This is a genomic window from Streptomyces sp. NBC_00299, assembly GCF_036173045.1.
Taxonomy (GTDB): Bacteria; Actinomycetota; Actinomycetes; order Streptomycetales; family Streptomycetaceae; genus Streptomyces; species Streptomyces machairae.
The window spans coordinates 572,792-594,775 of the sequence record NZ_CP108039.1 but is presented as its reverse complement, the minus strand read 5'-3'; the positions used below and the strand labels follow the sequence as shown (position 1 = coordinate 594,775).

Genomic DNA, 21,984 nt, shown 5'->3' with positions numbered 1-21,984 from the left:
GTTGGCGCAGGTGGAGCAGGTGTGAGTAGCGTCCCACGGGCGAGCTGGGCCCCGCTGTCAGACGTCGACACCGAAGTCGGCGGCGATCCCGGCGAGTCCGGAGGCGTAACCCTGTCCGACCGCTCGGAACTTCCACTCGGCGCCGTGTCGGTACAACTCGCCGAACACCATGGCCGTCTCGGTCGAGGCGTCCTCGGACAGGTCGTAGCGTGCGATCTCGGCCCCACCGGCCTGGTTGACGATGCGGATGAAGGCGTTGCGGACCTGGCCGAAGCTCTGGCCGCGGTTCTCGGCGTCGTGGATGGAGACCGGGAACACGATCCGGTCGACGTCGGCGGGCACGGCCGCCAGCTCGACCTTGACGGACTCGTCGTCGCCCTCGCCCTCACCGGTGAGGTTGTCACCGGTGTGCTCCACGGAACCGTCCGGGCTGGTGAGGTTGTTGTAGAAGACGAAGTGCCGGTCGGACGGGACCTTGCCGGAGGCGTTCAGCAGCAGGGCGGAGGCGTCGAGGTCGTAGTCGGTGCCGGTGGTCGTGCGCACGTCCCAGCCCAGTCCGACCAGGACGGCGGTCAGGCCCGGCGCCTCCTTGCTGAGCGAGACGTTGCCGCCCTTGGACAGGGAAACTCCCACTGATGCTCTCCCCTTCGCGTGAGGTGATTGCGCTGATTGCGGTCCCTCTGAAATCTACATCACTGTAGAAGGAATGGAAGGCCGCCTCTGTTTTCCTTACGATGTACCGCTCGATGTATCGCACATGACGCGCAGGTCAGCGGAAGGGAGACAGGGCATGGCGGATGACCGGCAGCGTTCCCGGCGCCGGGGACAGGGCGAGCTGGAGGCGCTGGTCCTGTCGGCGCTGCGGGAGGCGGACGGTCCGGCGACGGCCGGCTGGGTGCAGGAACGGCTCGGCGGGGATCTCGCCTATACGACGGTGATCACGATCCTGACCCGTCTGCTGGCCAAGGGCGCGGTGACCCGGGAGCGTGCGGGCCGCTCCTTCGCGTGGACGTCGGCCTCGGACGAGGCGGGCCTCGCGGCGCACAGGATGCGCAGGGTGCTGGACGCCGAGAGCGACCGCGGGGCCGTGCTCGCCAGCTTCGTCACCGGTCTGCGGCCGGACGACGAGCGGCTGCTGCGTGAACTGCTCGGCCAGTCCCGGAGCGAACCGGGCGGGTCCCGGAGCGAAGGGGACAACTGACACCTCATGGGGGTCTTCGTCTTTCTCCCGCTCGTCCTGCCGCTCACGGCATGGCCGATCGCCCGCCTCGCCGAGCAGCACCTGCATCCCCGCACCGCGACAAGGCTGCTCACCGCCGTCGCCGCCGTCATGGCGGTGTGCAGCACGGTGTGCCTGGGCCTGGCGATGGTGGTCGGCACCGCCCAACTGCCCGGCAACCCGCTGCCCGACGGCTGGTCGGACCCCGAGGTGCGAGCAGCCGTGCCGTACGACGAGATCGTCGGCAAGGCCGCCATTCCGGCGCTGTGCGCGGTGGTTGTGGCCTGCGGCCGGACACTGTGGCGGCACGGCCGGGTCCGCCGCCACGCCCACCGGGCGCTCGCCGGGCTGCCGGGTACCGGTGTGGTCGTACTCCCCGACGAGATGCCGTATGCCTACGCGCTGCCGGGTGGCCGGCGGGACCGGGTGGTGGTCACCACGGGGCTGCTGGACCGTCTCGAACCCGCCGAACGCCGGGCGCTGTTCGCCCACGAACGGGCCCATCTGGCCGCGCGGCACCACCGTTTCCTGCTCGCCGTCCAACTGGCCGCGCGGGCCAATCCGTTCCTGCGCCCGCTGCGCACGGCGGTGTCGTACACCGCGGAACGCTGGGCGGACGAAGAGGCGGCCCGGGCCGTCGGCAGCCGCCGCACGGTGGCGAGCGCGATCGGCAAGGCGGCGCTGGTGTCCCGGGGCACTCCGCTCGCGACGCTGGCGGGCTTCGCGGCGCCGGGGCCGGTGCCGCGCCGGGTGGCCGCGCTGCTCGGGCCCGCTCCACAGGGACGTCGTTGGCCGTCACTGTTCACCTCGGTGGGCCTGGCGGCGTGGTGCGCTGCCGCGGGAACGGCCGTCTCGGCGATGTCCTCCGCGAACTCGGCGGTGACCATGGTCCTCATCCTGCGCGCGGCGACGCCTCTCTGAACGGGGGCTTCCCGAGCGGGCATTGGGGTTCCCGGCCGGCCGTCGACGGGTGCTGCCACGGGAATTTCTCCGGTTCGTACGATCCAGGCAACGGATGTTGCAAAGATCGTCGTCTGTTCCGGGTGAGGGGTTCGGGCTTCGGCCATTCATCTACAGAGGGGGCGCGGTGACGGGAACGGGGAAACGCCGGCGTATGCAGGGCGGCGCGGGGAAGACCCGGTTGACGCGGAGGGGGCGGATCCTGGCGTGGGGGGTGGGGGCGACGTCGGCCGTCGTCCTCGGAGTCGCCGGGGTGGGCGCCTGGGTCTACCAGGACCTCAACGACAACATCAAGTCCGCCGACGTCGATGACAAGATCGGCGGGGACCGGCCCGAGAACCTCAGCCCGGGCTCGAAGAACATACTCGTCGTCGGCTCCGACAGCCGCGACGGCGCCAACGCCGAGTACGGCAAGGACCTGACCACCATGCAGTCGGACACGCTGATGGTGCTGCACGTCCCGGCCAACCGGAAATGGGCCACGGTGGTGTCGTTCCCCCGTGACTCGTGGGTGGAGGTACCGGCCTGCGACAAGGGCGACGGCAGCACCTCCGCGCCGCACCACTACAAGATCAACGAGGCGTTCGCGCTGGGCGGCACGAGCGGCGAGGTCGCCGGGGCGGCCGCCTGCTCCATCAAAACGGTCGAGGCCAACACGGGCCTGCGCATAGACCACTTCATGTCCGTCGACTTCCAGGGCTTCAAGGGCATGGTCGACGCCCTGGACGGCATCGAGGTCTGCCCCGAGCAGGCCATCCACTCCAAGAAGGCCCGACTGGACATGGAACCCGGCTGCCAGACGGTCGGGGGTGAGAAGGCGCTCGGCTATGTGCGTGTCCGCTACGGCGTCGGCGACGGCTCCGACATCGGACGCATCGGACGCCAGCAGGAGTTCATGGACGCCCTCGCCGAGAAGGCACAGGCCAAACTGACCAGCCCGAAGGCGCTCTACGGCTTCCTGCAGTCGGCCACCAAGTCCCTGACCACGGACCCCGATCTCGCCGGCATCAAGCCGCTGTACGGCCTTGCGTCGGAGCTCAAGGGAATCCCGAGCGACCGGTTGACCTTCCTGACGGTCCCCAACTACCCGCGCGAGGCCGACGTGGCCACCGACAAGGCCAACGTCGTCTGGCAGTACCCGCAGGCCACCGACCTGTTCAACTCCCTCGCCAGGGACAAGGAGGTCGACAAGAAGCGCCTGGAGGCGGACACGAAGAACCCCTTGTACGCCTCCTCCGTGCGCGTCCAGGTTCTCAACGGCACGGGGACCTCGGGGCTGGCCGGTACCGTCGCGGGGAAGCTGCGCGCGGCCGGCCTCACCGTCGCGGGCACGGGCAACGCCCCGCAGAACAGCGGCACTACGAAGGTCACCTACCCGGCGGGTCTGGAGAAGCAGGCCCGGGCGCTCGTGGCCCGGCTGCCCGGCGTCCGGGCCACGCCGGACCCGGCCGCGGGGGCGGGAGTGGTCACCCTGGTCGTCGGCAAGGACCTCGACCTCGACGACATCCGCTGACCCGCCGCGCCGGGGCGGACGCCGCCCGCCCCGGCAGCCGGCCGCGTCCGCCCGAGGCGGGCGAGTGCCGACCGCTCAGAGGTCGAACTCGTGCGGCGGCAGGTCGAGCGCGTAGCACGCCTCCCGCACCACGGCCTGCTCGTCCTTGTCGAAGTCGCCGTCGGCGCCGCCGATGACGATGCCGATCTGGATGACGGCGCGCGCCTCGGCGGGCTTCTTCTTCGCCTTGGCGATCTCCTGCATCACGCTCACTTTGCCGAAGTCGAAGTCGGTGGTGAGCCGGTTCAGATTCTCCTCGAAGCGCCGGCGCAGATCCTCGGCAGGGAAGTTCTGCAACACCTCGTTGCTGGCGAGCAGTTGGGCCACCCGCTGCCGCTCGGAGGGGTCGACCGTGCCGTCGGCGGCGGCGACGAGCGCGCACATCGCCATGCTCGCGTCGCGGAATGCGCCGCTCTTGAGGTCGTTCTTCTTCGCCACCAACTGGGTCTGCATCGTCGATGCGGACTCCTTGATGCGGTCCCACAGGGCCATGAGAACTCCAAAAGGGTATGGGCTGCTTCGTGGCCGCCGAAGCAGGCGGCCACGTCTTCTACAGTAATGTAGAAGATGGCGCGTCAGTGCACGGTGTGGTTGAACCGGCGCAGGGACTTGTGCTTAGGGTGCTGGCGATGTCCGTTGACGCCACCCCCGCACCCACTGTCACGCGCGCACCGGAGCGACGGCAGGATCCGCCGCCGTCCGCGGGAGCGGCAGAGAGACGGGTCGAGCGGCGGGACCCGTTCCTCGACAACGCCAAGTACCTGGCGGTCCTGCTGGTGGCGGTGGGCCACGCCTGGGAGCCGATGCGGGAGGGAAGCCGGGCCGTCACCGCGCTGTACATGCTCGTGTACGCCTTCCACATGCCGGTGTTCGCGGTGATCTCGGGCTACTTCTCGCGCGGCTTCGAGGCGGAACCCCGTAAACTCGGGCGGCTGCTGACCGGCGTGGTGGTCCCGTACGTGGTCTTCGAGGTGGCGTACACCCTCTTCACGCGGTGGACCAGCCATGATCCCGCCCGGCCGATCAGCCTGCTGGACCCGCTTTATCTGACCTGGTTCCTGGCGGCGTTGTTCGTCTGGCGGCTCACGGCTCCGATCTGGCGGCTGGTGCGGTGGCCGCTGCCGCTCGCTCTCGGCGTGGCGATGCTGGCCACCCTCTCGCCCTCGATCGGCAGTGACCTCGGTCTCCAGCGTGTCCTGCAGTTCCTGCCGTACTTCGTGCTCGGCCTGCAGCTGAAGCCGGGGCACCTCCTCCTGGCCCGCCGCCGTGAGGCGCGCACCCTCGCCCTGCCGGTTCTCGGCTGCGCCCTCGTGGTGGCGTACTGGGCGGTCTCGCGGATGGACTACGGCTGGTTCTTCCACAGCGAGAGCGCCCAGGAGCTCTCCGCCCCCGCCTGGTACGGCCCCCTGATGACCCTGGCCACCTTCGGCTGTTCCGTCGTCCTGGTCGCCGCCTTCCTCGCCTGTGTGCCCGGGCGGCGGACCTGGTTCACGGTGCTGGGCGCCGGCACGCTGTCCGGCTTCCTGCTGCACGGGTTCGTGGCCCAGGCGGCCAAGTACTTCGGCTGGTACGACCACGCCTGGATCCGGCAACCCGTGGGGGAGGTCGCCGTCACACTGATCGCGGTCGCGGTCATGTCCGTGCTCTGCGCCCCCGGGGTCCAGCGCGTCCTCGGCTGTGTGACGGCACCACTGGCGCCGTCGACGTCCGTGGCCGGCCCGCCCGATACCCGAGCCGATGCCGGCCGGAGCCGGCCTGACGGCCCTCGGCGCCCTTGAGTCCGTGCACGGGGTACGGACGTTGTCGGCAGTGTTCGTGCAGGTCCGCCACCAGGCGTTTGTGCAGGTCCGCCACCAGGAAGGATGGGAGTTGGGCCTGATGGCGGGAGCGGCCGGGAGGGGATGCCGGAGCCGGCCGTGTGCGGTGCCGAGCAGATGTGGACGTCGGCCACCGTTCGCCCTCGCCGCGCCCGTCACACCTGCCCTGGCGAAGACGCCCATGGCTCCGGCTGCCCCACCGCCCCACCCCCTCGAGGACGGCGACCAGTACGGGGAAGGGAGAGCCATGGTTCAGTCCGACGACGAGGGTCTGGGCTCGCTCGAAGCACGACTGGCGCGTGATGACCCCCGCTTCGCCCGGGCGCTGGGCGCCGGACGGCCCACCAGGCCCCGCGAGTACCGCCGCACCGGCGTCTGGTGGATGCTGACGGGCGCGGTTGCCGTACTGGTCACCGGAATCGTCGTGGCCGACGGACTGCTCATCGCCGCCGGCCTGGTCCTCACCGGCATCGCCGGGCAGCTCTTCGATCCGCATCGCCCGCGCACAGGGCGCCGCTGCCCGCCGCGTCGCTGACGCGCCGGACCGGGACGGCCGCGGATACGACAACGTCCGTATGATCATCGGAATTTGGCATGCGCTAGAATCCTTTACCGAGCCCTTACGCTCCGTTGAGCGAGGGGTTGCTCAGTCGTTGGTGGTCGCTGCCGGTTCCGGCCGACGTGATGGGGGGCGTGACGTGGGTCCAGTCATCCGTGTGCGCGCCGAGGTCACCTCACGCGTCGAGAACGCCGCCCGCGACGGCGTTCCTGATACCGGCAGCGCAGTCGGCCTGAAGGGCCGCTCCGCGGGCTGACGCGCCCCACGCGCCCGACGAGGAAAACCGGCCACGGTACGCCGGTCGCCACGTCACCTCGCGGGCGGGGCGCACCTGCCGGCCCGTTGGAGCCCGCCGCAAGGACACGACCCACCTCGCCATGCGCTCAGCCGCTCACCCGGCCCGCGCACACGAACCTCAGCACCGTCTCGCCGTACGACACCACCGAGCCGACCGGCCCGCGCGGTTGCCCGCACCCGCGACGGCACCCAGGCACTCCCGGAGCTCAACTCCGTTGCCGGCACCCGCACCTGGCACAGACGCCGTCACCGAACCGATCACGGAGGTCAGACGCCCGTGCACAACACCACAGCCATGCTCATCGAACTCGGCGCGATCATCCTCGCCCTGGGGCTGCTGGGCCGCCTCGCCGGCCGGGTGGGCTTCTCGCCCATACCCCTGTATCTGCTCGCCGGACTCGCCTTCGGCCACGGTGGCCTTCTTCCTCTCCAGGCCAGCGAGGAGTTCGTCGCCACCGGCGCCGAGATCGGTGTCATCCTGCTGCTGCTCCTGCTCGGTCTGGAGTACAGCGCCTCCGAACTGGTCGACACCCTCAAGACCCAATACCCCTCGGGCGCGGTCGACTTCGTCCTGAACGCCGTCCCCGGCGCCGCGATGGCTCTGCTGCTCGGCTGGGGCCCGGTCGCCGCAGTCGCCCTCGCCGGTGTCACCTGGATCTCCTCGTCCGGCGTCATCGCCAAGGTCCTCGGGGATCTGCGCCGACTCGGCAACCGCGAAACCCCGGTCGTACTGGGCGTGCTGGTCCTCGAAGACCTCTCCATGGCCGTCTACCTGCCCATCCTCACCGCCCTGTTGGCCGGCGTGAGCCTCGCGGGCGGCGCCCTGACCCTGCTGATCGCCCTGGCCACGGTCGGCGCGGTGCTCTACGTGGCGCTGCGCCACGGCCGCCTCGTCAGCCGTGCGGTCTCGTCGGACAGCGCGGAGATGCTGCTGTTGGTCGTGTTCGGCCTCACTCTGCTCGTCGCGGGCATCGCCCAGCAGCTCCAGGTGTCTGCGGCGGTCGGTGCGTTCCTGGTCGGCATCGCGCTGTCCGGCGAGGTCGCCGAAGGGGCCGGCAACCTTCTCACGCCGCTGCGGGACCTGTTCGCCGCGGTGTTCTTCGTCTTCTTCGGCCTGCACACCGACCCCGCGGACATCCCACCGGTCCTGGTGCCCGCGCTCGCCCTGGCCGTCGTGACCACGCTCACGAAGATCGCCACCGGCTACTGGGCCGCCCGCCGTGCCGGCATCTCACGCAAGGGACGCTGGCGGGCAGGCGGAACCCTGGTGGCGCGGGGCGAGTTCTCGATCGTCATCGCCGGACTCACCGTCGGCGTCGAGCCGCGCATCGGCCCGCTGGCCACTGCCTACGTGCTCATCCTGGTCGTACTCGGCCCCCTCGCCGCCCGCTGGACCGAGCCCCTGGCCCGCCGCCTCGGTCGCCGCTCGCCGCGCGAAACGCCGGCCGTGACGACGGTGGCCGAGCCGGCCGAGGTCGCGCATGCGAACGGCTGACCCGCGCAGCCAGGGCGGGTGGGCGTGAAGCCGGCGGGATCGCCGCCGCACGCGCCCGGCCCCGCCGGCCGGCGACAACTGCCGTTGCCGAAGGGGGAGAACGTGACAACGATGGAGTGCGCCACCGACGTGTTTCTCGAAGGATTCGAGCGGATCCTCGCGGACGCCGCCGCCACGGGCCGCCGTCTGACCCGGACGAGATCGAGTCCCGCAGGGCCCTCGGCGCCAGGGCAGCCGAGGCGGGGCACGGCTGGCGGGCCCTGGTGCGCGCTCATCTCGCCGCGGGCAGCCGCAACCGGCCCGTCCAGGCCGGCCCCGACACCGTCCTCGCCGTCATCGAGCAGGCGGTGGACGCCTTCGCCGACGGCTACGAGCGCGCGCAGCGGCTCGTGATACGCAAGGAGGAGGCCGCCCGCCGCGAGTTCATCGACGACCTGCTCCACGGGCGCGGCGACCCGGGTCATCTCGCCGCCCGCTGCGAGCGGTTCGGGCTGCGGCTGTCCCGCGCCCATGAGGTGGCGGTGGCCGAGGGGCCGGAGAAGTACGACGAGACCGACCCGGCACCCCGCCAGGTGGCCGGGGAGTTGTTCGCACGCTTCGAGAACCGGCGCATCCTGTTCACCACGAAGGACGGGCGGATGGTGTGCGTCGCCCCCGGTGATCAGGACGACGTCCTCGCCCACTTCGCCAGGCTCGCGCACACCGCCACCGGCGTCGGCCAGGTCGCCGTGGGCCGTCCCCGGCAGGGCGCGGTCGGCATCGGCCACAGCTACGAAGAGGCCCTCAACACCCTGGACGTGGCTCAGCGCATGGGCCTCGACGATCCCTTGCTCCGGGCCGCCGACCTGCTCGTCTTCCCCGTGCTCGCCCGCGACCGGCAGGCACTGGTCGACCTGGTCCACACCGCGCTCGGCCCGCTGGAGCAGGCGCGCGGCGGCGCACAGCCGTTGCTCGACACGCCACCGTGTACTTCGACACCGGCTGCGTGGCCGCCGCCGCGGCCCGGCACCTGTCGGTCAGCGTGCGCGCGCTGACGTACCGGCTGGCCCGCATCCACACCCTGACCGGCAGCGACCCCACCGATCCCGCCCACCGCTACGCCCTGCAGACGGCGGTCATCGGCGCCCGCCTCCTGGACTGGCCGAACAGACCTCTGTGAGCGCCTGGTTCAGCCCGTGCGGTGGCGATCACCTACGACCGGCCCGCGGTGTCCGGATCGTCGACCGTTTCGAGCGGTGCCGCCGGTGAGGCCGCGCGCTCGGCCGGGACATGGGCCGTCGGCGAGGGCTTCCCCAGGCGGGCGACCAGTCGCATGGCCACCGGTTCGGTGTAGCGGGCGGTGAGCGGGCCGAGGATGACCAGGATGAGTACGTAGGCGGTGGCGAGCGGGCCGAGGGAGGGCTCGATGCCCGCGGTGACGGCGAGTCCGGCGATGACGATGGAGAACTCGCCGCGGGCCACCAGAGTTCCGCCTGCGCGCCAGCGGCCCTTGGCGGAGATTCCGGCGCGCTTGGCCGCCCAGTAACCGGTGGCGATCTTCGTGAGGGCGGTCACGACGGCCAGAGCAAGCGCGGGTACCAGGACGGGCGGAATGCTCGCGGGGTCGGTGTGCAGGCCGAAGAAGACGAAGAACACCGCGGCGAACAGGTCCCGGAGAGGAGCCAGGAGATTGTGCGCGCCCTCGGCTGCCTCGCCGGACAGCGCGATGCCGACCAGGAACGCACCGACCGCCGCCGACACCTGGAGCTGCTGGGCGATGCCCGCGACCAGCAGGGTCAGGCCGAGGACGACCAGGAGCAGTTTCTCCGGGTCGTCGCTGGAGACGAAGCGGGAGATGTGGCGGCCGTAGCGCACCGCGAGCAGGAGGACGAGTCCGGCGACGCCGAGTGCGATGGCGAGGGTGGCGCTGCCCGCGGCGAGACCGGCCCCGGCGAGCAGGGCGGTGATGATCGGCAGGTAGACGGCCATCGAGAGGTCTTCGAGGACCAGGATGCTGAGGATGACCGGGGTTTCGCGGTTGCCGAGTCGTCCGAGGTCGCCGAGTACCTTGGCGATGACGCCGGACGACGAGATCCAGGTGACGCCGGCCAGGACCACCGCGGCGACCGGTCCCCAGCCGAGCAGCAGGGCCATGGCCGCGCCGGGCAGGGCGTTGAGGGCGGCGTCGACGAGGCCGGCCGGGTACTGGGTCTTGAGCTTGGAGACCAGGTCACTGGCCGTGTACTCGAGGCCGAGCATCAGCAGCAGCAGGATCACGCCGATCTCGGCGCCGATGGCGACGAACTCCTCGCTGGTGCCGAGCGGGAGCAGTCCGCCTTCGCCGAAGGCGAGCCCGGCCAGCAGGTACAGGGGTATCGGCGAGAACTGGAAACGGGCGGCGAACCGGCCGAGCAGGCCCAGGCCGAGGATGATGGCGCCGAACTCTATGAGGAAGACAGCGGAGGAGTGCAAGGCCGGTCACTCCCGTCCGAGTATCGCGGCGGCCGCCTCCACACCCTCGCGGGTGCCGATCACGATCAGGGTGTCACCGCCCGCCAGCCGGAAATCCGGCGTCGGCGCGGGGATGGCCTCGGCGCGGCGCAGCACGGCCACGATGGACACGCCGGTCTCGGTCCGCATCCGGGTCTCGCCCAGCACTCGCCCGTTCCAGTGTGAGGTGGCCGACAGCTCGACCCGCTCGGCCACGAGGCCCAGGTCGGTCGTGGACAGCAGGTTCGGGCTGTGGTGCGCCGGCATCAGCGCGTCGATGAGGGCCTCCGCCTCTCCCGACGTCATCCGCACCGACAGCGCGCACGCGTCCGGATCGTCCTGCTGGTACGCGTTCAGCGTCCGCGACCCGTCCCGGTGCGCGACCACGGACACGCGACGCTGCTCCCGGGTGGTGAGGTCGTAACGGACCCCGATTCCCGGCAACGGCGTACTGCTCAGGCGTGGAGCGCCCACCACGGTCCCCCTGTCTGGGTCGGGTATTTCTTTGGACAACCTTTAATGACACCCTAACGAGCGCCCGGAACCGACCGCCGGGCAGGTGACCCGGCGGCCGCCTGGAACAATGGGTCCGGGGGAGATCGGGGAGGAAACGTCAGCATGATCGAGTGGGTGTCGCTCAGCTCCGGTGCCAGGCCCGTTCCCCGGCCCGTCGCCACCCCGCTGGTGTGGGCCGCGGCCTTCGGCGGGGCGCTGGTGCTGGTGGCACTGCTCAACTCCCTCGTGGGCACCGACCGGCCCGGGCTCGCCCTGGCCTTACTGTCCCTGCTGGCCGCCCTGCTGGGCCTGTGCGCCCGCTTCACCGCGGCTCCCGGCACGGCCCTGCTGTGCTGGCTGTTCCTCAACGGTTTCGCCATTCCGCCCGCCGGCATCCTCACCTGGGTCGGGCACCGCGACACCTTCTGGCTGACCTGCCTGCTCGCCGCGGCCGTCGTCGGTACGGCTCTGGCACGCCTGCTGCACGCCCGGGCCGCCTACCGCCGCCTCACCGGCGGCCTCGGCCCCACGGGGCCGGGCACCGGCAATGGGCCGCACGACGTGTGACGCCTGACCGACAGCCGCTCAAGTCGGCGCACCGGCGAGGTGGAGCGGGGACTCCCACCCGGTGCCGGCCTGCGAACAGCCCGAAGAGGCCCGCCAGTTCTACCGCAGGGTCACCGGTTCCCCGCCCGCGTGCGCCGACTTCGTCGCCGCCGGCGTGTCCGACGCCACCGCACCCCAGTGGGAACTCCTGGTCGCCGTCGAGGATGTGCCCGGCGTCCTTGTCCGTGCGCGTCGCCATGGCCAGGAGGCCGGCACCTGGTCCGACGGGGCGGGCAGGCCCCTTTCCCGGATCACCAGCCCGGAGGGACTGACCGTCCAGGTGCGCGACATCAGCGTGCGGACCTGACCGTCAGGTCAGGGGCCTGTGCGCCGGTCGGGCTGCCCTGCGGGGGCTTGTGTCGCGTCCGGGGCCGGTGTCGCTTCCGCGTCCGTGTGCGTGGGCGTCACCGCGCGCCCGCCCGGGTGGCGCAGGGCGCACAGGAAGCCGATGCCCAGGGCGATGGCCATGCCGTAGAACACCCACTGGTTGGCCTCGGCGAAGTCCATGCGCACCGCGTTCATCGAATCGCGCAGAGCCGTGGCCGCAGGTCCCGTGCCGGTGGGTGAACTGTTGTCGCCCGTGCCCGTGATGGACTCACTGATGTTGCGGGCCACGTTCTCCGCCACGTCGGGCGGGAAGCCGCGGGCTTCCAGGGTTTGCGTCACGTTGGAGTTGGTGCGGTGCGTCAGCACGGTGCCGAGGACGGCCAGGCCCACGCTGGCCGCGTAGTTGCGTACCGTCTGGGTGATGCCGGTGACCTCTCCGTAGGAGGGGCCGATCGCCCGGTTGACGGCGTCCGTGGAGGCGGGGGCGAGGATGAAGCCGATGCCCGCGCCGGCAAGGGCGGCGTACGGCCACTGGTCGTGCATGCTCAGATCGGTGAGTTTCCCGGCCCACAGGGCGAAGCCGACGCAGCCCAGGACGCAGCCGATCTTCAGCGCCGGGCGGGCGCCCTGCTTGTCGAGGATCCGGCCGCCCCACTGCGAGGCGATCGCGAAGCCCGCGAAGAAGTAGAGCAGGAACAGCGCCGCCTGGTTCGGCGAGGCACTCAGACACACCTGGGCGTACACGGAGGCGAAGAAGAACAGTGGGACGAAGGCCAGCATGGCGAAGAAGAGCACCACCGTGTCCACCGTGAACGCCCGGTCCTTGAAGACGCGCAGGTCGATCAGCGGATGGTCCACGCGCCGCTCGTATGCGACGAACCCGCAGAGCACCAAGAGACCGCCGACGATGCAGACCCAGGTCGCCGCGCTGCCCCACCCCCAGGACCACGCCTGCTGAAAGCCGAGGACGCTCAGACCCATGCCGACGACGATCAGAACGGCACCCCGGACGTCGAGCGTGCCGGGTCGTCGCCGGTCGGCGATATGGGCGAATGCCGTGAGGGCCAGGGCCACGATGGCCACGGGGACGTTGACCCAGAACACGGCGCGCCAGGTCCAGTTCGTGAGCCAGCCGCCGAGGAGAGGTCCGAGGGCCGTCAGCGCACCGGAGATCCCGAAGAACAGGGCGAGGGCACGTCCGCGCCGCTCGCGCGGGAACACCGCCACCACCACGGCCAGCGCCGCGGGGAACAGCAGTGCCGCCCCGAAACCCTGGGTGGCCCGGAAGGCGATCAGCCAGCTCTGTGCCGCGTCGCCCTCGGGGACGCAGCCGCACAGCACCGACGAGATGACGAACACCAAGGTGCCGATGACGACGATCCGGCGCGGCCCGTAGAGGTCCGCGAGGCGGCCGCCCAAGGCGAAGAAGGCGGCCAGGGACAGCAGGTAGGCGTTCACGACCCACTGCATGCCAGAGGTTGACAGACCCAGTTCACGGACGATGTCCGGGGCGGCGATGGCGACGATGGTCTGGTCGATGAACGTCATCGCAACCGCGAACATCATGGCCGTGAGCGCCAAGGTCTGTCGTGGTGCCGACCGAGGTTCGGGCGCGGCTTCGCCACGCCCCAGATGGGTGCCACTCACCCGTCCAGTCTGCGCGCGGTCCGCCGCCGCCGCATCACAAGCGGCTCCTGCGGGTGAGTGGCCCGGGGGCACCGCTCTCCTGACGTCCGGACGGGTTGCGGGAATGCGACATCACCCCTGAAGGGCAAGGGTGCCGTCGCAGTTCTGCCAGCCGCCTCCCCATGAAGCCTGCTGGACTGACCGTCGGTCACACTGCCTTTCACGGACGGAATGTCATGTCGGCAACCACCACTGCCTGTCCGGCCAACGGCCCGCTCCCGTCCTCCCGTTCCCCGCTGACGGGATGGACGGCCGTGGTCTCCGTGATGCTGGGGATCTTCGTCATCGTCACCACCGAGATCCTGCCGATCGGTCTGCTGACCTCGATCGGATCGAGCTTCACCGTCTCGGACGGAATGGCCGGCCTGACGATGACCATGCCCGGCTTCGTCGCGGCGATCGCCGCTCCACTGGTCACGGTGGCCACAGCGCGCTGCGACCGACGACTGATGCTGTGTGTCTTCACGCTCTTGTTGGCATGGGCGAACTTTCTCGCCGCCGCGGCGCCCGACTACTGGCCCGACTACTGGCTCGTGCTGGCCTCCCGGGTCATGGTCGGCATCACGATCGGAGGCTTCTGGTCCATCGGGGCCGGGCTGGCACAACGACTCGTGCCGGCTGCCTCGGCTCGCAGAGCCACCGCCGTGATCTTTTCTGCCGTCCCGCTGGGATCCGTCCTCGGCGTGCCGGCCGGCACTCTCGTCGGAGACCTCGCCGGATGGCGAACGGCCTTCATTGCCATGGGAGTTCTGGCAGTCGGCGTCCTGGCCATGCTGCTCGTGTTCGTGCCGCCGCTTCCGCCGGTCCAGGTCACACGGCTCGGTGTGCTCAACGGCGTGCTCCACAGCGCCAACACCCGCTTCGCGCTTCTGCTGACGTTCCTCGTCGTGCTGGCGCACTTCAGCGCCTACACGTATGTGACACCGTTCCTGGAACAGGTCAATCACGCCGGCGGAGCTCTGATCACCACCTTCCTGCTGCTCTACGGAGCCGCCGGCATCCTCGGCAATTTCCTGGGCGGCGCCTGGGTGACCCGGTACCCGCGCACCGTCTTCGGGCTGGCGGCCGGCCTGATCGCCGCGGTAACCCTCCTGCTGCGGGCGCTGGGCCGCGGGGAAGCCGGCGCGGTGGCACTGCTGATCGTGTGTGGCATCGCGCTGGACCGTACTTCTCCGTCCGCGGTGATGCTGTTGGGCGGCTGTACGGCGGGACTCAAGGTCCTGGCGGTAGGAACACGCCGCGCCGCCCTATCGTGATGTCGATCGGATCACGAGTCACAGCGGTCACCAGGGAGGACCACCATGACTTCTTCTTCGCACAACGACAGCGACAACGACTTAGCCGGCCTGCTCTCCAGGCGCCGCTTCGCCCGGCTGGGCGCCCTCGGACTTGCTGGAGTTGCCGGCGCGCTCGGTCCCGGCTCGACTGCCGTTGCTGCCGGGCGGGACGGGGAGGATTACTACGACCGTGCCCGGGCGCTCGCCGGAAGTGACCCGGTTCTGCTCGCCCTTGTGACGGCGCTGACGCCTGACCTCGAGTTTCCTCGTCCGCCCGCGCCGGAGCCGCTGAGGATTTTCGACAACCTGGCCTTTGTGAGCACCGGTTGGGTCTCCGCGATGGCAGTGCTGACCGATGAGGGGATCGTGCTGATCGACGCGCTCACCTCGCCCGCGGACGCTGAGGGCGTTCTCGTCCCCGGGCTGCGTGAGCTGGGCGCCGATCCCGAGACGATCAAGTACGTCGTCGTCACGCACGGCCACGACGACCATTTCGGCGGCGCACAGTATCTCGCGGACCGGTACGGAGCGCGCGTCCTGATGGCGCCTGCCGACTGGGACCTCATCGCCCGGACCCGACCGGACAACGCCCCCACCCGGGATCTGGACATCGTGGACGGGCAACGGCTCACGCTGGGCGGCACGACGATCCGACTGCACCACACCCCGGGCCACACGGCGGGCACCGTCTCGCCGATCATCCCCCTACGGTCGGGATCCGAGCGCCACACGGCCATGCTCTGGGGTGGCGTGAACCCGCCCGGCACGGTGCCGGAGCTGTGCACCTACCGGGCGTCCGTGCGTTCCTTCCGGAACCGAATGCGCGACGCGAAGGTGGACGTGGAGTTGTCCAACCACCCCAACGATTACGGCCTCCAACGCGTCGAACAGCTGCGGAGCCGACCCGACGGCGTCAACCCCTTCGTACTCGGCGAGCCGCGGGCACAGCGGTTCATGGCGGTCCTGGACCTCATGCTGCGGGGGAGGATCGCCGACGCCGGCCGGGCGCTCTCTGGTGGCGTGGGGGAGTAGGGGGTGGTGAGGTGAGGCCTGTCAGGAGGTGACTGCGCAAGGCCGCGGAAGGGGACGTGCATCTCCGCACCGGCTCGTTCCGACCCGCTGCCGAAAATGCTGATCGCCTTGACCGCGGTCACCGGGATCGTAGACGCGGTGGCCTTCCTGGGCCTCGGGCAGGTCTTCACCGCCTTCATGACGGGCAACACCCTCTTCCTCGGCTTCGCGGTCGCCGGTGGCGTCGGACTGACGCCCCTGGGGTCGCTCACGGCACTCGCCGGTTTCGCGGCCGGCGCGGTGGCCGGGAGCCGTCTCGGCGCGGTCACGGCTGCCCGGCTCCGCTGGTGGCTGCTGACCTCCGCCGCCATCGCGCCCACGCTGCTGGTGGCCGCTGCGCTCGCGGCGATCGGACTGGACAGTGTGCGGGGCGACCTGGAGCCGCGGCACTATGCCGTGATCGCCCTGACCGCACTGGCCATGGGTGTGCGCAGTGCGACGATGCGGCGGCTCGGGGCGGGCCTGAACACCACGTTGGTGACCGGCACGCTCGTCACCCTGGTCAGACACTCGGAGCTGGGCGGCGGCACGCCGGACACCTCCCAGCCGTACCGCGCCGCCGCTCTCGTGGCGGTCTTCGCCGGCGCGGCCGTCGGCACGCTGCTGCTGCGTGCCGGGCTCACCGTTGCGCTGCTCGTCGCCGCGGGGGTACTGGGCGGCATCGGGGGCTACGTGGCTCATCCGGCGTCCGGACGGGCGCACAACGCCTGACCCGGCCGTACGCCTGACCCGGCCCGACAAGCGGGACGTGCCCCGCGGCCCGAGGCAGAGCAAGTCCCGCTGCATGTGCGTGCGGTGTCAGCGGATCAGCACTCGCCTCGCCAGACGACACGCGTGATGGTGAGCCCCGGCTCGGCGTTGGCCTTGTACCTGCCCGGGCCGGGGTTGTAGTGGAAGCAGTCGGTCGACGGCTGACCGCCGAGGAACGACGTCACGTCGACATGGTCGGCGCCCGGGTAGACGACTCCGTTGTTGAAGATGGAGCCGACGGCCAGGTTGCCGGACCAGTTGCCCGCGACCTTGAGGAGGAGCCGTCCCGTTTGATTGGCGCCGCTGTAGGCGCAGAAGTAACCCTTGCCGCAGCCCGGCGGGTTGGCTTCCGCCGACGCCCCAGGGGCGAGGGCGAGGACGCCGGCGAAGGCGGCCGCGACGGTCCCGGCACCCAGAGCGGCGAGTCGCTTTCCGGTCAGCATGATGAGCATCCCTCCGTTGTCAGCACTCGCCGCGCCATACGACCCTGACGACATGGGTGCCCGGAACGGCATTCGCCTTGTAGCCGCCGGGGCCCGGGTTGTAGTGCAGGCACGCCGTTTCCGTGCCGCCCTCGACGGTGTAGGTCACGTCGACGTGGTCGGCGCCCGGGAAGGGCTTTCCGTTGTTGAACGCGGAGCGGAAGGCGACGTTGCCGCTCCAGTTCCCCTTGGTTTTCACCACGAGTTGACCGGTCTGGTTCTCTCCGCTGTAGGCGCAGAAGTACTCCTTCGGACAGCCCGGCGGATTGGGTTCTGCCGAAGCGGTCGGCGCGGTGACCAGCACGGTGGCGAAGGCGGCAGTGGCCACTGCCCCGATCGCGGCACGTTTGCGCATGTCTTTCTTCCCCCTTGGTCGGCATGGCGAAGATCTTGGTCGTGTACGTCTTTCAGGCTGCCCGTCACCGCCCGTTCCTGCCAGGTGATTCGGCGCGCGCCGAAAGTGACTGCTGACGCACATGGACGACGGTGCGCGCCGGGCGAGTTGGCGTGAAAAGAGATTTTGCGATTCACCGAAATACGGGGAGTATCGGGAGGACCATCCCACGCCGAAACTTCAGTTGATCACGCGACCGACTGAGATGGAATTCCGTGCTCCGAGTGCACTTCACGCGCCAAGACCTGCTCAGGACACGCGTCGCCGCCGCACCCGACCCGCTGTGGGAGCTCGTGCTCAGCGTGAACCTGCTGGCGACGCGTCAGGGACGTGCCGTATTCGACGCCTGGCGCGCACAGGCGCGGGTCGGGCTCAGCAAGGTGCCCCGTCAGCAACTGCACCTCGTCCGGGCGTTGGCCCCACCGCGCGGCAGTTTTCCCGACTTCCTCAACCCAGCGGAGGCCTCCGAGGGGCTGTCCGAGGGTGTGCGGGCCATTCTGTCCACGCCTCGCCGGCGTCTGACCAGGGAGATGAACGTCCTCACCGCGGCACCGAGGTGGCTGCGTCCGCTCGCGGACGGCGAGCCCTGGGCACTGGAGAACCTCGGGCAGGCCCTGCACGGGTACTTCCACGCCGCACTGGCCCCCTACTGGTCCGCCGTACGGGCGCAGATCGAGGCCGACCGTGCGGTGCGGGCGCGGGAAATACTGCGGGGCGGTGTCGACGCGCTGCTGTCGACGCTGGGCCCGTCGATGCGCTGGCGGCCACCCGTGCTGGAGACGCAGTATCCGCTGCAGCGCGAGTGGCGCCTGGAGGGCCGGGGCCTGCTGCTGGTGCCCTCCGTCTTCTGCTGGCAGGCACCGATCACCCTGACCGACCCGAGCCTGCCGCCCGTGCTGGTCTATCCCGTCGCCCGCACGCACCGCTGGTGGCTGCCTCCCCAGGGCGGCACCGGATCCCGGGCGCTGGCGAGACTGCTCGGCCACGGGCGGGCCGCCGTGCTCCGGGCCCTGGAGGACGGGTGCACCACGAGCGAGGTGGCCCGGCGCGCCGGGGTGACCCCGGCGACGGTCAGCGAGCACGTAAGGATACTGCGGGAGGCAGGGCTCGTCGCTTCGGTCCGCGACCGGAACACAGTTGTGCACGTCCTCACCCCCTTGGGCCACAGCCTCCTGACCGCGAACAGGTCCGGCCAGCCGCTCACGGTCGGCAGCTAGCCCGCCGATCGCCGGGGCCGACGTGCGGCGCCGGTACAACCTCCGGCCGACTCGCTGGTCTGATTCCTCGGGGTGTTCATGGGATCCGAGCAGCAGATCGCCTTCTTTCTGCGGGCGTTGAAGCACGGCGACCGATGGCGGCGCGCCGCCGCGGCGAAAGGACTCGGGAGGATCGGACGGGCCGAGCACGCGTGGGTCCTCGTCGGATCGGCGGACGACCCTGCACCCGAGGTGCGTGAGGCCGTGGCCGTGGGGCTCGGACGCAGCGGGGTCGCCGAGGCGGGCCGTACCGTGCTGCCCGCCCTGATGGGCGACGAGGATCCGTGGGTACGGCGCCGGGCTTCGCGCGCCGCGATCTGCCTCGGGCTCGACGGACCGGCGGTCGTGGACGCCTTCTCCCGCCTGCTGCGCGACCCCGACCATCATCTGCGGATCAACGCCCTGGACGGCTTGGCGGCCCTGGGCGTGCCAGGTGACGTCCCCGGCCTCGTGGCGCTGCTGGGCGACCCGGAGGGAGCCGTGTGGGGACGCGCCCGTGCGCTCGTGTGGCGCTTCCGGGACGACCCGGCCGTCGGCGCGGAGCTGATCGGTACGGCCGAACAGGGCGCAGCACAGGCTCGCGTGCGGGCTCTCGAACTGCTGCCCAGGCACTCGACCGAGCGCCTTCTCGGTTCGCTGGTCACGGGACTGCGCGACGAAGCGGCCCAGGTGCGGATCGCGGTGACGCGCCGCCTGCTCCACGTCGAGGACACGCACACGCAGGACGCCCTGGCCGGGGCGCTGGAGGAGGAACGGGACGCACACGTCGCGGACTTCTTGCTGCATGCGCTCGGCCGGCGGGGCGAGGAACGGGTCACCGGACCGGCGACGCGGTGGCTCGCCGACTCCGTCGTCGGACCGTCGGCCGCGTACGCGCTCGGAGCCGCCGGCACGCGGACCGCCGCCGCGATGCTGCGTACGGCCCTCATCGACACCGCGCTGCCCGGCCGTACGCGTGCGGCCGCTGCGAAAGCCGTTGGGGAGGCGGGGCGATGGGACGCCGTCTGGGTGCTGCTGCCGCTGCTGGACGACCCCGACGGCGATGTGCGAGCGGGTGCCGTGGCCGGCCTGGACGCGCTGGTGCAGGAGGGGCTTCGTCCGTGGGAACGCCACGCTGTGGCCGAGGCGTTGGTGGCCCACCTCGTCGCCGATCCCCCCACCCTCTGGCAGACGCACAACGCCCTCATCGGCCTGGCGGAGGCGCTGCCCGCCCTGCGACGGACCGTGGACCGGACCCCTTCGGCCGAGGTGCGGGCCGCCGCGCTCTCGCTGCTGGACACGTACAACGCCACCGACGAGGACACCGGTGCGGACCTGGCGCGCTTCGTCCATGCTCTCGACGACCCGGACGAGACGGTCCGGTTCCACGCCGCGCAGGGCCTGGCCCACTGGCTGGCGGACACCGGGATCCGGCCGCAGGACGGGGAGCGGTTGCGCGCCCGCCTCACCGCCCTCGCCGCGGAGGCCGCCGAGGCGCAGACCCGCGCGGCGGTCGACGAGGCGCTTCGGGCACTGGACGGGCGCGGTCCCGACTCGCCGTGACGGCGGCTCAGGCCGCCGCCTCGCGACCGCGCTTGTCGGTGTGGATCAGGCCCTGATCACGATCCGTTGGAGGCTTTGCTGCGGTTGTCCGGCACGGCGTCGCCGGCGAGTGCGCCGCCGCGGCCGTAGTGGTGGGTGGTGAACATGTAGAGCAGGCCGGTGCCCAGGACCACCGCGCCGCACAGCAGGACGATCCAGTTCTCCCACCAGGACTTCTCCGGGGTGCGGGCCCAGCAGATGTTGATGATGGCGAGGACGCCGTAGGCCAGCGCGGCGATGTTCACCGTGAGACCCCAGCGGCCCAGGGTGAACTCCCCCGCCGGTTTCCAGCCCTTGAGCCGGGCGCGCAGTGCGGCCAGGACCACCATCTGGAACGAGCCGTAGATACCGAGGATCGCGAACGAGACGATGTTGGTGAGGGCGTCCTCGGAGAGCAGTGAGGCGAAGGCGATGATCAGCGGCACCGCCGCGGACACGAACAGCGCCCAGCTCGGCACCGCACGGGCGTGGACGAACCGCCGCAGCAATTGGTGCCCGACGATCATCTCGTCCCGGGCGTAGGAGTAGATGAGCCGCCCGGCCGCGGCCTGGAGGCTGATCGTGCAGGACAGGAAGGAGATCAGCACCACGGCCATCACCATCCGCGCCCCGGTCTCGCCCATGGCGTCGTACAGCACGTCCACCACCGGGTCGGCCTGCTCGCCCGAGATGATCGCGTTGAAGTCCGTGACCGACAGCAGCAGCGACATACAGGTGAACGTGGCCGCCGCGCCGCCGATGTAGATGGTGCGGCGCATCGCGCGGGGGATGACCCGGCCCGGGTGGGCGACCTCCTCGGCGGTGTCGCCGCACGCCTCGAAGCCGTAGTACTGGTAGAGGCCGATGATGCCGGCTGCCAGGAACGCCGGCAGGTAGGAGCCGTCTCCCTCGACGCCGTAGGTGTCGAAGATGACGCCGAGGTTCTGGTGGCGGTGGGTGGACAGCAGGTAGACGCCGACGACGAGGGCGCCGATGAGCTCGCCGGCGAAACCGATGAGCGCCGCCGTCGACAGTGCCTTGGTGCCCATGTAGTTGATGAGGATGGCGACGACGATGAGCACGGCGGTGCACAGCACGGTGGTGTGCACGGTGGCTCTGAAGCCGAAGAGGATGGCGATGTAGGGGCCGGCGCCGTACGCGACGGAGGTGATGGTCACCAGCAGCGCCCACATGTACACCCAGCCGGTCATCCACGCCCAGCGCTTGCCCCACAGCCGCCGGGCCCAGGGGTAGACGCCGCCCGCGATCGGGTACTGGGCGACGATCTCCCCGAAGATCAGCGCGACGAGGAACTGGCCGCAGCCGGCGACCAGGAACGCCCAGATCATCGGCGGTCCGCCGTCGGCGATCGCGATGCCGAAGAGGGTGTAGGTGCCCACCACCGGGGAGAGGTAGGTGAAGCCGAGGGCGAAGTTGGCCCAGGGGCTCATGTCCTTGCGGAACTCCGAGCCCGGTTCCCCTCCGGGGATGCCGGAGGCCGGTGCGGGAGGCTGCGTGCCGGTCACCGCTGCACCTCTCTTTCGATGTGGCCGGGGCGGCCGGCGATGACGGCCTTCGGGACGTCGGGGGCGCCCAATCGGCGCGTACCCACCGGGTGGTACACGATGTGCGCGGTGGTGGGGGCCATGGGTGCCTTTCTTCGGTGGTCGTCGTGCCAGGGGCGGGTGGCCGGCCTTGCGTCGGTGGTCCTC

General features: G+C 70.8%; 22 protein-coding genes and 1 pseudogene. 14 read left to right on the top strand and 9 right to left on the bottom strand.

The window, feature by feature from the left end:
- Positions 1-57: 57 nt before the first annotated feature.
- Complete coding sequence (locus OHT51_RS02835; protein WP_328877266.1) at positions 58-633, bottom strand: TerD family protein; 576 nt, start codon at positions 631-633, stop codon at positions 58-60.
- A gap of 157 nt (positions 634-790) precedes the next feature.
- Here OHT51_RS02835 and OHT51_RS02830 point away from each other — a divergent pair, with 157 nt between their 5' ends.
- The 3 genes from OHT51_RS02830 to OHT51_RS02820 all read left to right on the top strand — a co-directional run bounded on the left by OHT51_RS02830 (position 791) and on the right by OHT51_RS02820 (position 3,692).
- Positions 791-1,201, top strand: coding sequence for a BlaI/MecI/CopY family transcriptional regulator (locus OHT51_RS02830; protein WP_328877265.1), 411 nt, complete (start codon positions 791-793; stop codon positions 1,199-1,201).
- 6 nt (positions 1,202-1,207) lie between these two features.
- Positions 1,208-2,140, top strand: a complete 933-nt coding sequence (locus OHT51_RS02825; RefSeq protein ID WP_328877264.1) for a M56 family metallopeptidase — start codon at positions 1,208-1,210, stop codon at positions 2,138-2,140.
- 193 nt (positions 2,141-2,333) lie between these two features.
- Positions 2,334-3,692: an LCP family protein gene (locus tag OHT51_RS02820; protein ID WP_328884220.1), complete on the top strand. Its 1,359-nt coding sequence runs from the start codon at positions 2,334-2,336 to the stop codon at positions 3,690-3,692.
- A gap of 75 nt (positions 3,693-3,767) precedes the next feature.
- Here OHT51_RS02820 and OHT51_RS02815 read toward each other — a convergent pair whose 3' ends face one another.
- Positions 3,768-4,223 (bottom strand): tellurite resistance TerB family protein, encoded by a 456-nt coding sequence (locus OHT51_RS02815; RefSeq protein ID WP_328877263.1) that lies wholly within the window; start codon positions 4,221-4,223, stop codon positions 3,768-3,770.
- Between the two features lie 137 nt (positions 4,224-4,360).
- On the opposite strand from OHT51_RS02815, the gene OHT51_RS02810 reads away from it, so the two are divergent.
- The 4 genes and pseudogenes from OHT51_RS02810 to OHT51_RS02795 all read left to right on the top strand — a co-directional run bounded on the left by OHT51_RS02810 (position 4,361) and on the right by OHT51_RS02795 (position 9,058).
- Complete coding sequence (locus OHT51_RS02810) at positions 4,361-5,509, top strand: acyltransferase family protein (RefSeq protein WP_328877262.1); 1,149 nt, start codon at positions 4,361-4,363, stop codon at positions 5,507-5,509.
- Between the two features lie 286 nt (positions 5,510-5,795).
- A complete protein-coding gene (locus OHT51_RS02805; protein ID WP_328877261.1) occupies positions 5,796-6,083 on the top strand; it encodes a DUF3040 domain-containing protein in 288 nt (95 codons plus the stop codon).
- A 598-nt stretch (positions 6,084-6,681) separates the two neighbouring features.
- Complete coding sequence (locus OHT51_RS02800) at positions 6,682-7,899, top strand: cation:proton antiporter (RefSeq protein WP_328877260.1); 1,218 nt, start codon at positions 6,682-6,684, stop codon at positions 7,897-7,899.
- Positions 7,900-8,010: 111 nt separating this feature from the next.
- Positions 8,011-9,058: pseudogene (locus OHT51_RS02795) on the top strand (PucR family transcriptional regulator).
- Between the two features lie 32 nt (positions 9,059-9,090).
- Here the strand turns inward: OHT51_RS02795 and OHT51_RS02790 are convergent.
- Together OHT51_RS02790 and OHT51_RS02785 are read right to left on the bottom strand one after the other, a co-directional pair.
- Complete coding sequence (locus OHT51_RS02790; RefSeq protein WP_328877259.1) at positions 9,091-10,350, bottom strand: cation:proton antiporter; 1,260 nt, start codon at positions 10,348-10,350, stop codon at positions 9,091-9,093.
- Between the two features lie 6 nt (positions 10,351-10,356).
- Entirely contained in the window at positions 10,357-10,842 is a 486-nt protein-coding gene (locus OHT51_RS02785) for a cation:proton antiporter regulatory subunit (RefSeq protein ID WP_328877258.1), read from the bottom strand.
- A 144-nt stretch (positions 10,843-10,986) separates the two neighbouring features.
- Here OHT51_RS02785 and OHT51_RS02780 point away from each other — a divergent pair, with 144 nt between their 5' ends.
- Both OHT51_RS02780 and OHT51_RS02775 read left to right on the top strand, forming a co-directional pair.
- On the top strand, positions 10,987-11,430 hold the full coding sequence (locus OHT51_RS02780; protein ID WP_328877257.1) for a hypothetical protein: 444 nt from the start codon (positions 10,987-10,989) through the stop codon (positions 11,428-11,430).
- Between the two features lie 61 nt (positions 11,431-11,491).
- Positions 11,492-11,776 (top strand): hypothetical protein, encoded by a 285-nt coding sequence (locus OHT51_RS02775; RefSeq protein ID WP_328877256.1) that lies wholly within the window; start codon positions 11,492-11,494, stop codon positions 11,774-11,776.
- Between the two features lie 8 nt (positions 11,777-11,784).
- Here the strand turns inward: OHT51_RS02775 and OHT51_RS02770 are convergent, their stop codons facing one another.
- On the bottom strand, positions 11,785-13,362 hold the full coding sequence (locus tag OHT51_RS02770) for an MFS transporter (RefSeq protein WP_328877255.1): 1,578 nt from the start codon (positions 13,360-13,362) through the stop codon (positions 11,785-11,787).
- A 296-nt stretch (positions 13,363-13,658) separates the two neighbouring features.
- On the opposite strand from OHT51_RS02770, the gene OHT51_RS02765 reads away from it, so the two are divergent.
- From OHT51_RS02765 to OHT51_RS02755, 3 genes are all read left to right on the top strand, one after another.
- Entirely contained in the window at positions 13,659-14,738 is a 1,080-nt protein-coding gene (locus OHT51_RS02765) for an MFS transporter (protein WP_328877254.1), read from the top strand.
- Positions 14,739-14,783: 45 nt separating this feature from the next.
- Positions 14,784-15,791, top strand: coding sequence for an MBL fold metallo-hydrolase (locus OHT51_RS02760; protein WP_328877253.1), 1,008 nt, complete (start codon positions 14,784-14,786; stop codon positions 15,789-15,791).
- A gap of 96 nt (positions 15,792-15,887) precedes the next feature.
- A complete protein-coding gene (locus OHT51_RS02755; RefSeq protein WP_328877252.1) occupies positions 15,888-16,541 on the top strand; it encodes a YoaK family protein in 654 nt (217 codons plus the stop codon).
- A gap of 95 nt (positions 16,542-16,636) precedes the next feature.
- On the opposite strand, the gene OHT51_RS02750 is transcribed toward OHT51_RS02755, so the two are convergent.
- On the bottom strand, positions 16,637-17,023 hold the full coding sequence (locus tag OHT51_RS02750) for a peptidase inhibitor family I36 protein (RefSeq protein ID WP_328877251.1): 387 nt from the start codon (positions 17,021-17,023) through the stop codon (positions 16,637-16,639).
- Positions 17,024-17,042: 19 nt separating this feature from the next.
- The gene (locus OHT51_RS02745; protein WP_328877250.1) at positions 17,043-17,417 is read right to left on the bottom strand and encodes a peptidase inhibitor family I36 protein; all 375 of its coding nucleotides are present in this window, start codon (positions 17,415-17,417) and stop codon (positions 17,043-17,045) included.
- Between the two features lie 254 nt (positions 17,418-17,671).
- Here OHT51_RS02745 and OHT51_RS02740 point away from each other — a divergent pair, with 254 nt between their 5' ends.
- Both OHT51_RS02740 and OHT51_RS02735 read left to right on the top strand, forming a co-directional pair.
- Positions 17,672-18,673 carry a helix-turn-helix domain-containing protein gene (locus OHT51_RS02740; protein ID WP_328877249.1) on the top strand — a complete coding sequence of 334 codons (1,002 nt, stop codon included), beginning with the start codon at positions 17,672-17,674 and terminating at the stop codon, positions 18,671-18,673.
- A gap of 78 nt (positions 18,674-18,751) precedes the next feature.
- On the top strand, positions 18,752-20,254 hold the full coding sequence (locus OHT51_RS02735; protein WP_328877248.1) for a HEAT repeat domain-containing protein: 1,503 nt from the start codon (positions 18,752-18,754) through the stop codon (positions 20,252-20,254).
- A gap of 56 nt (positions 20,255-20,310) precedes the next feature.
- Here the strand turns inward: OHT51_RS02735 and OHT51_RS02730 are convergent, their stop codons facing one another.
- Together OHT51_RS02730 and OHT51_RS02725 are read right to left on the bottom strand one after the other, a co-directional pair.
- Positions 20,311-21,798: an APC family permease gene (locus OHT51_RS02730; RefSeq protein WP_328877247.1), complete on the bottom strand. Its 1,488-nt coding sequence runs from the start codon at positions 21,796-21,798 to the stop codon at positions 20,311-20,313.
- Entirely contained in the window at positions 21,795-21,920 is a 126-nt protein-coding gene (locus OHT51_RS02725; protein ID WP_328877246.1) for a hypothetical protein, read from the bottom strand. Before OHT51_RS02725 ends, OHT51_RS02730 begins: the two co-directional genes overlap by 4 nt.
- Between the last annotated feature and the right edge of the window lie 64 nt (positions 21,921-21,984).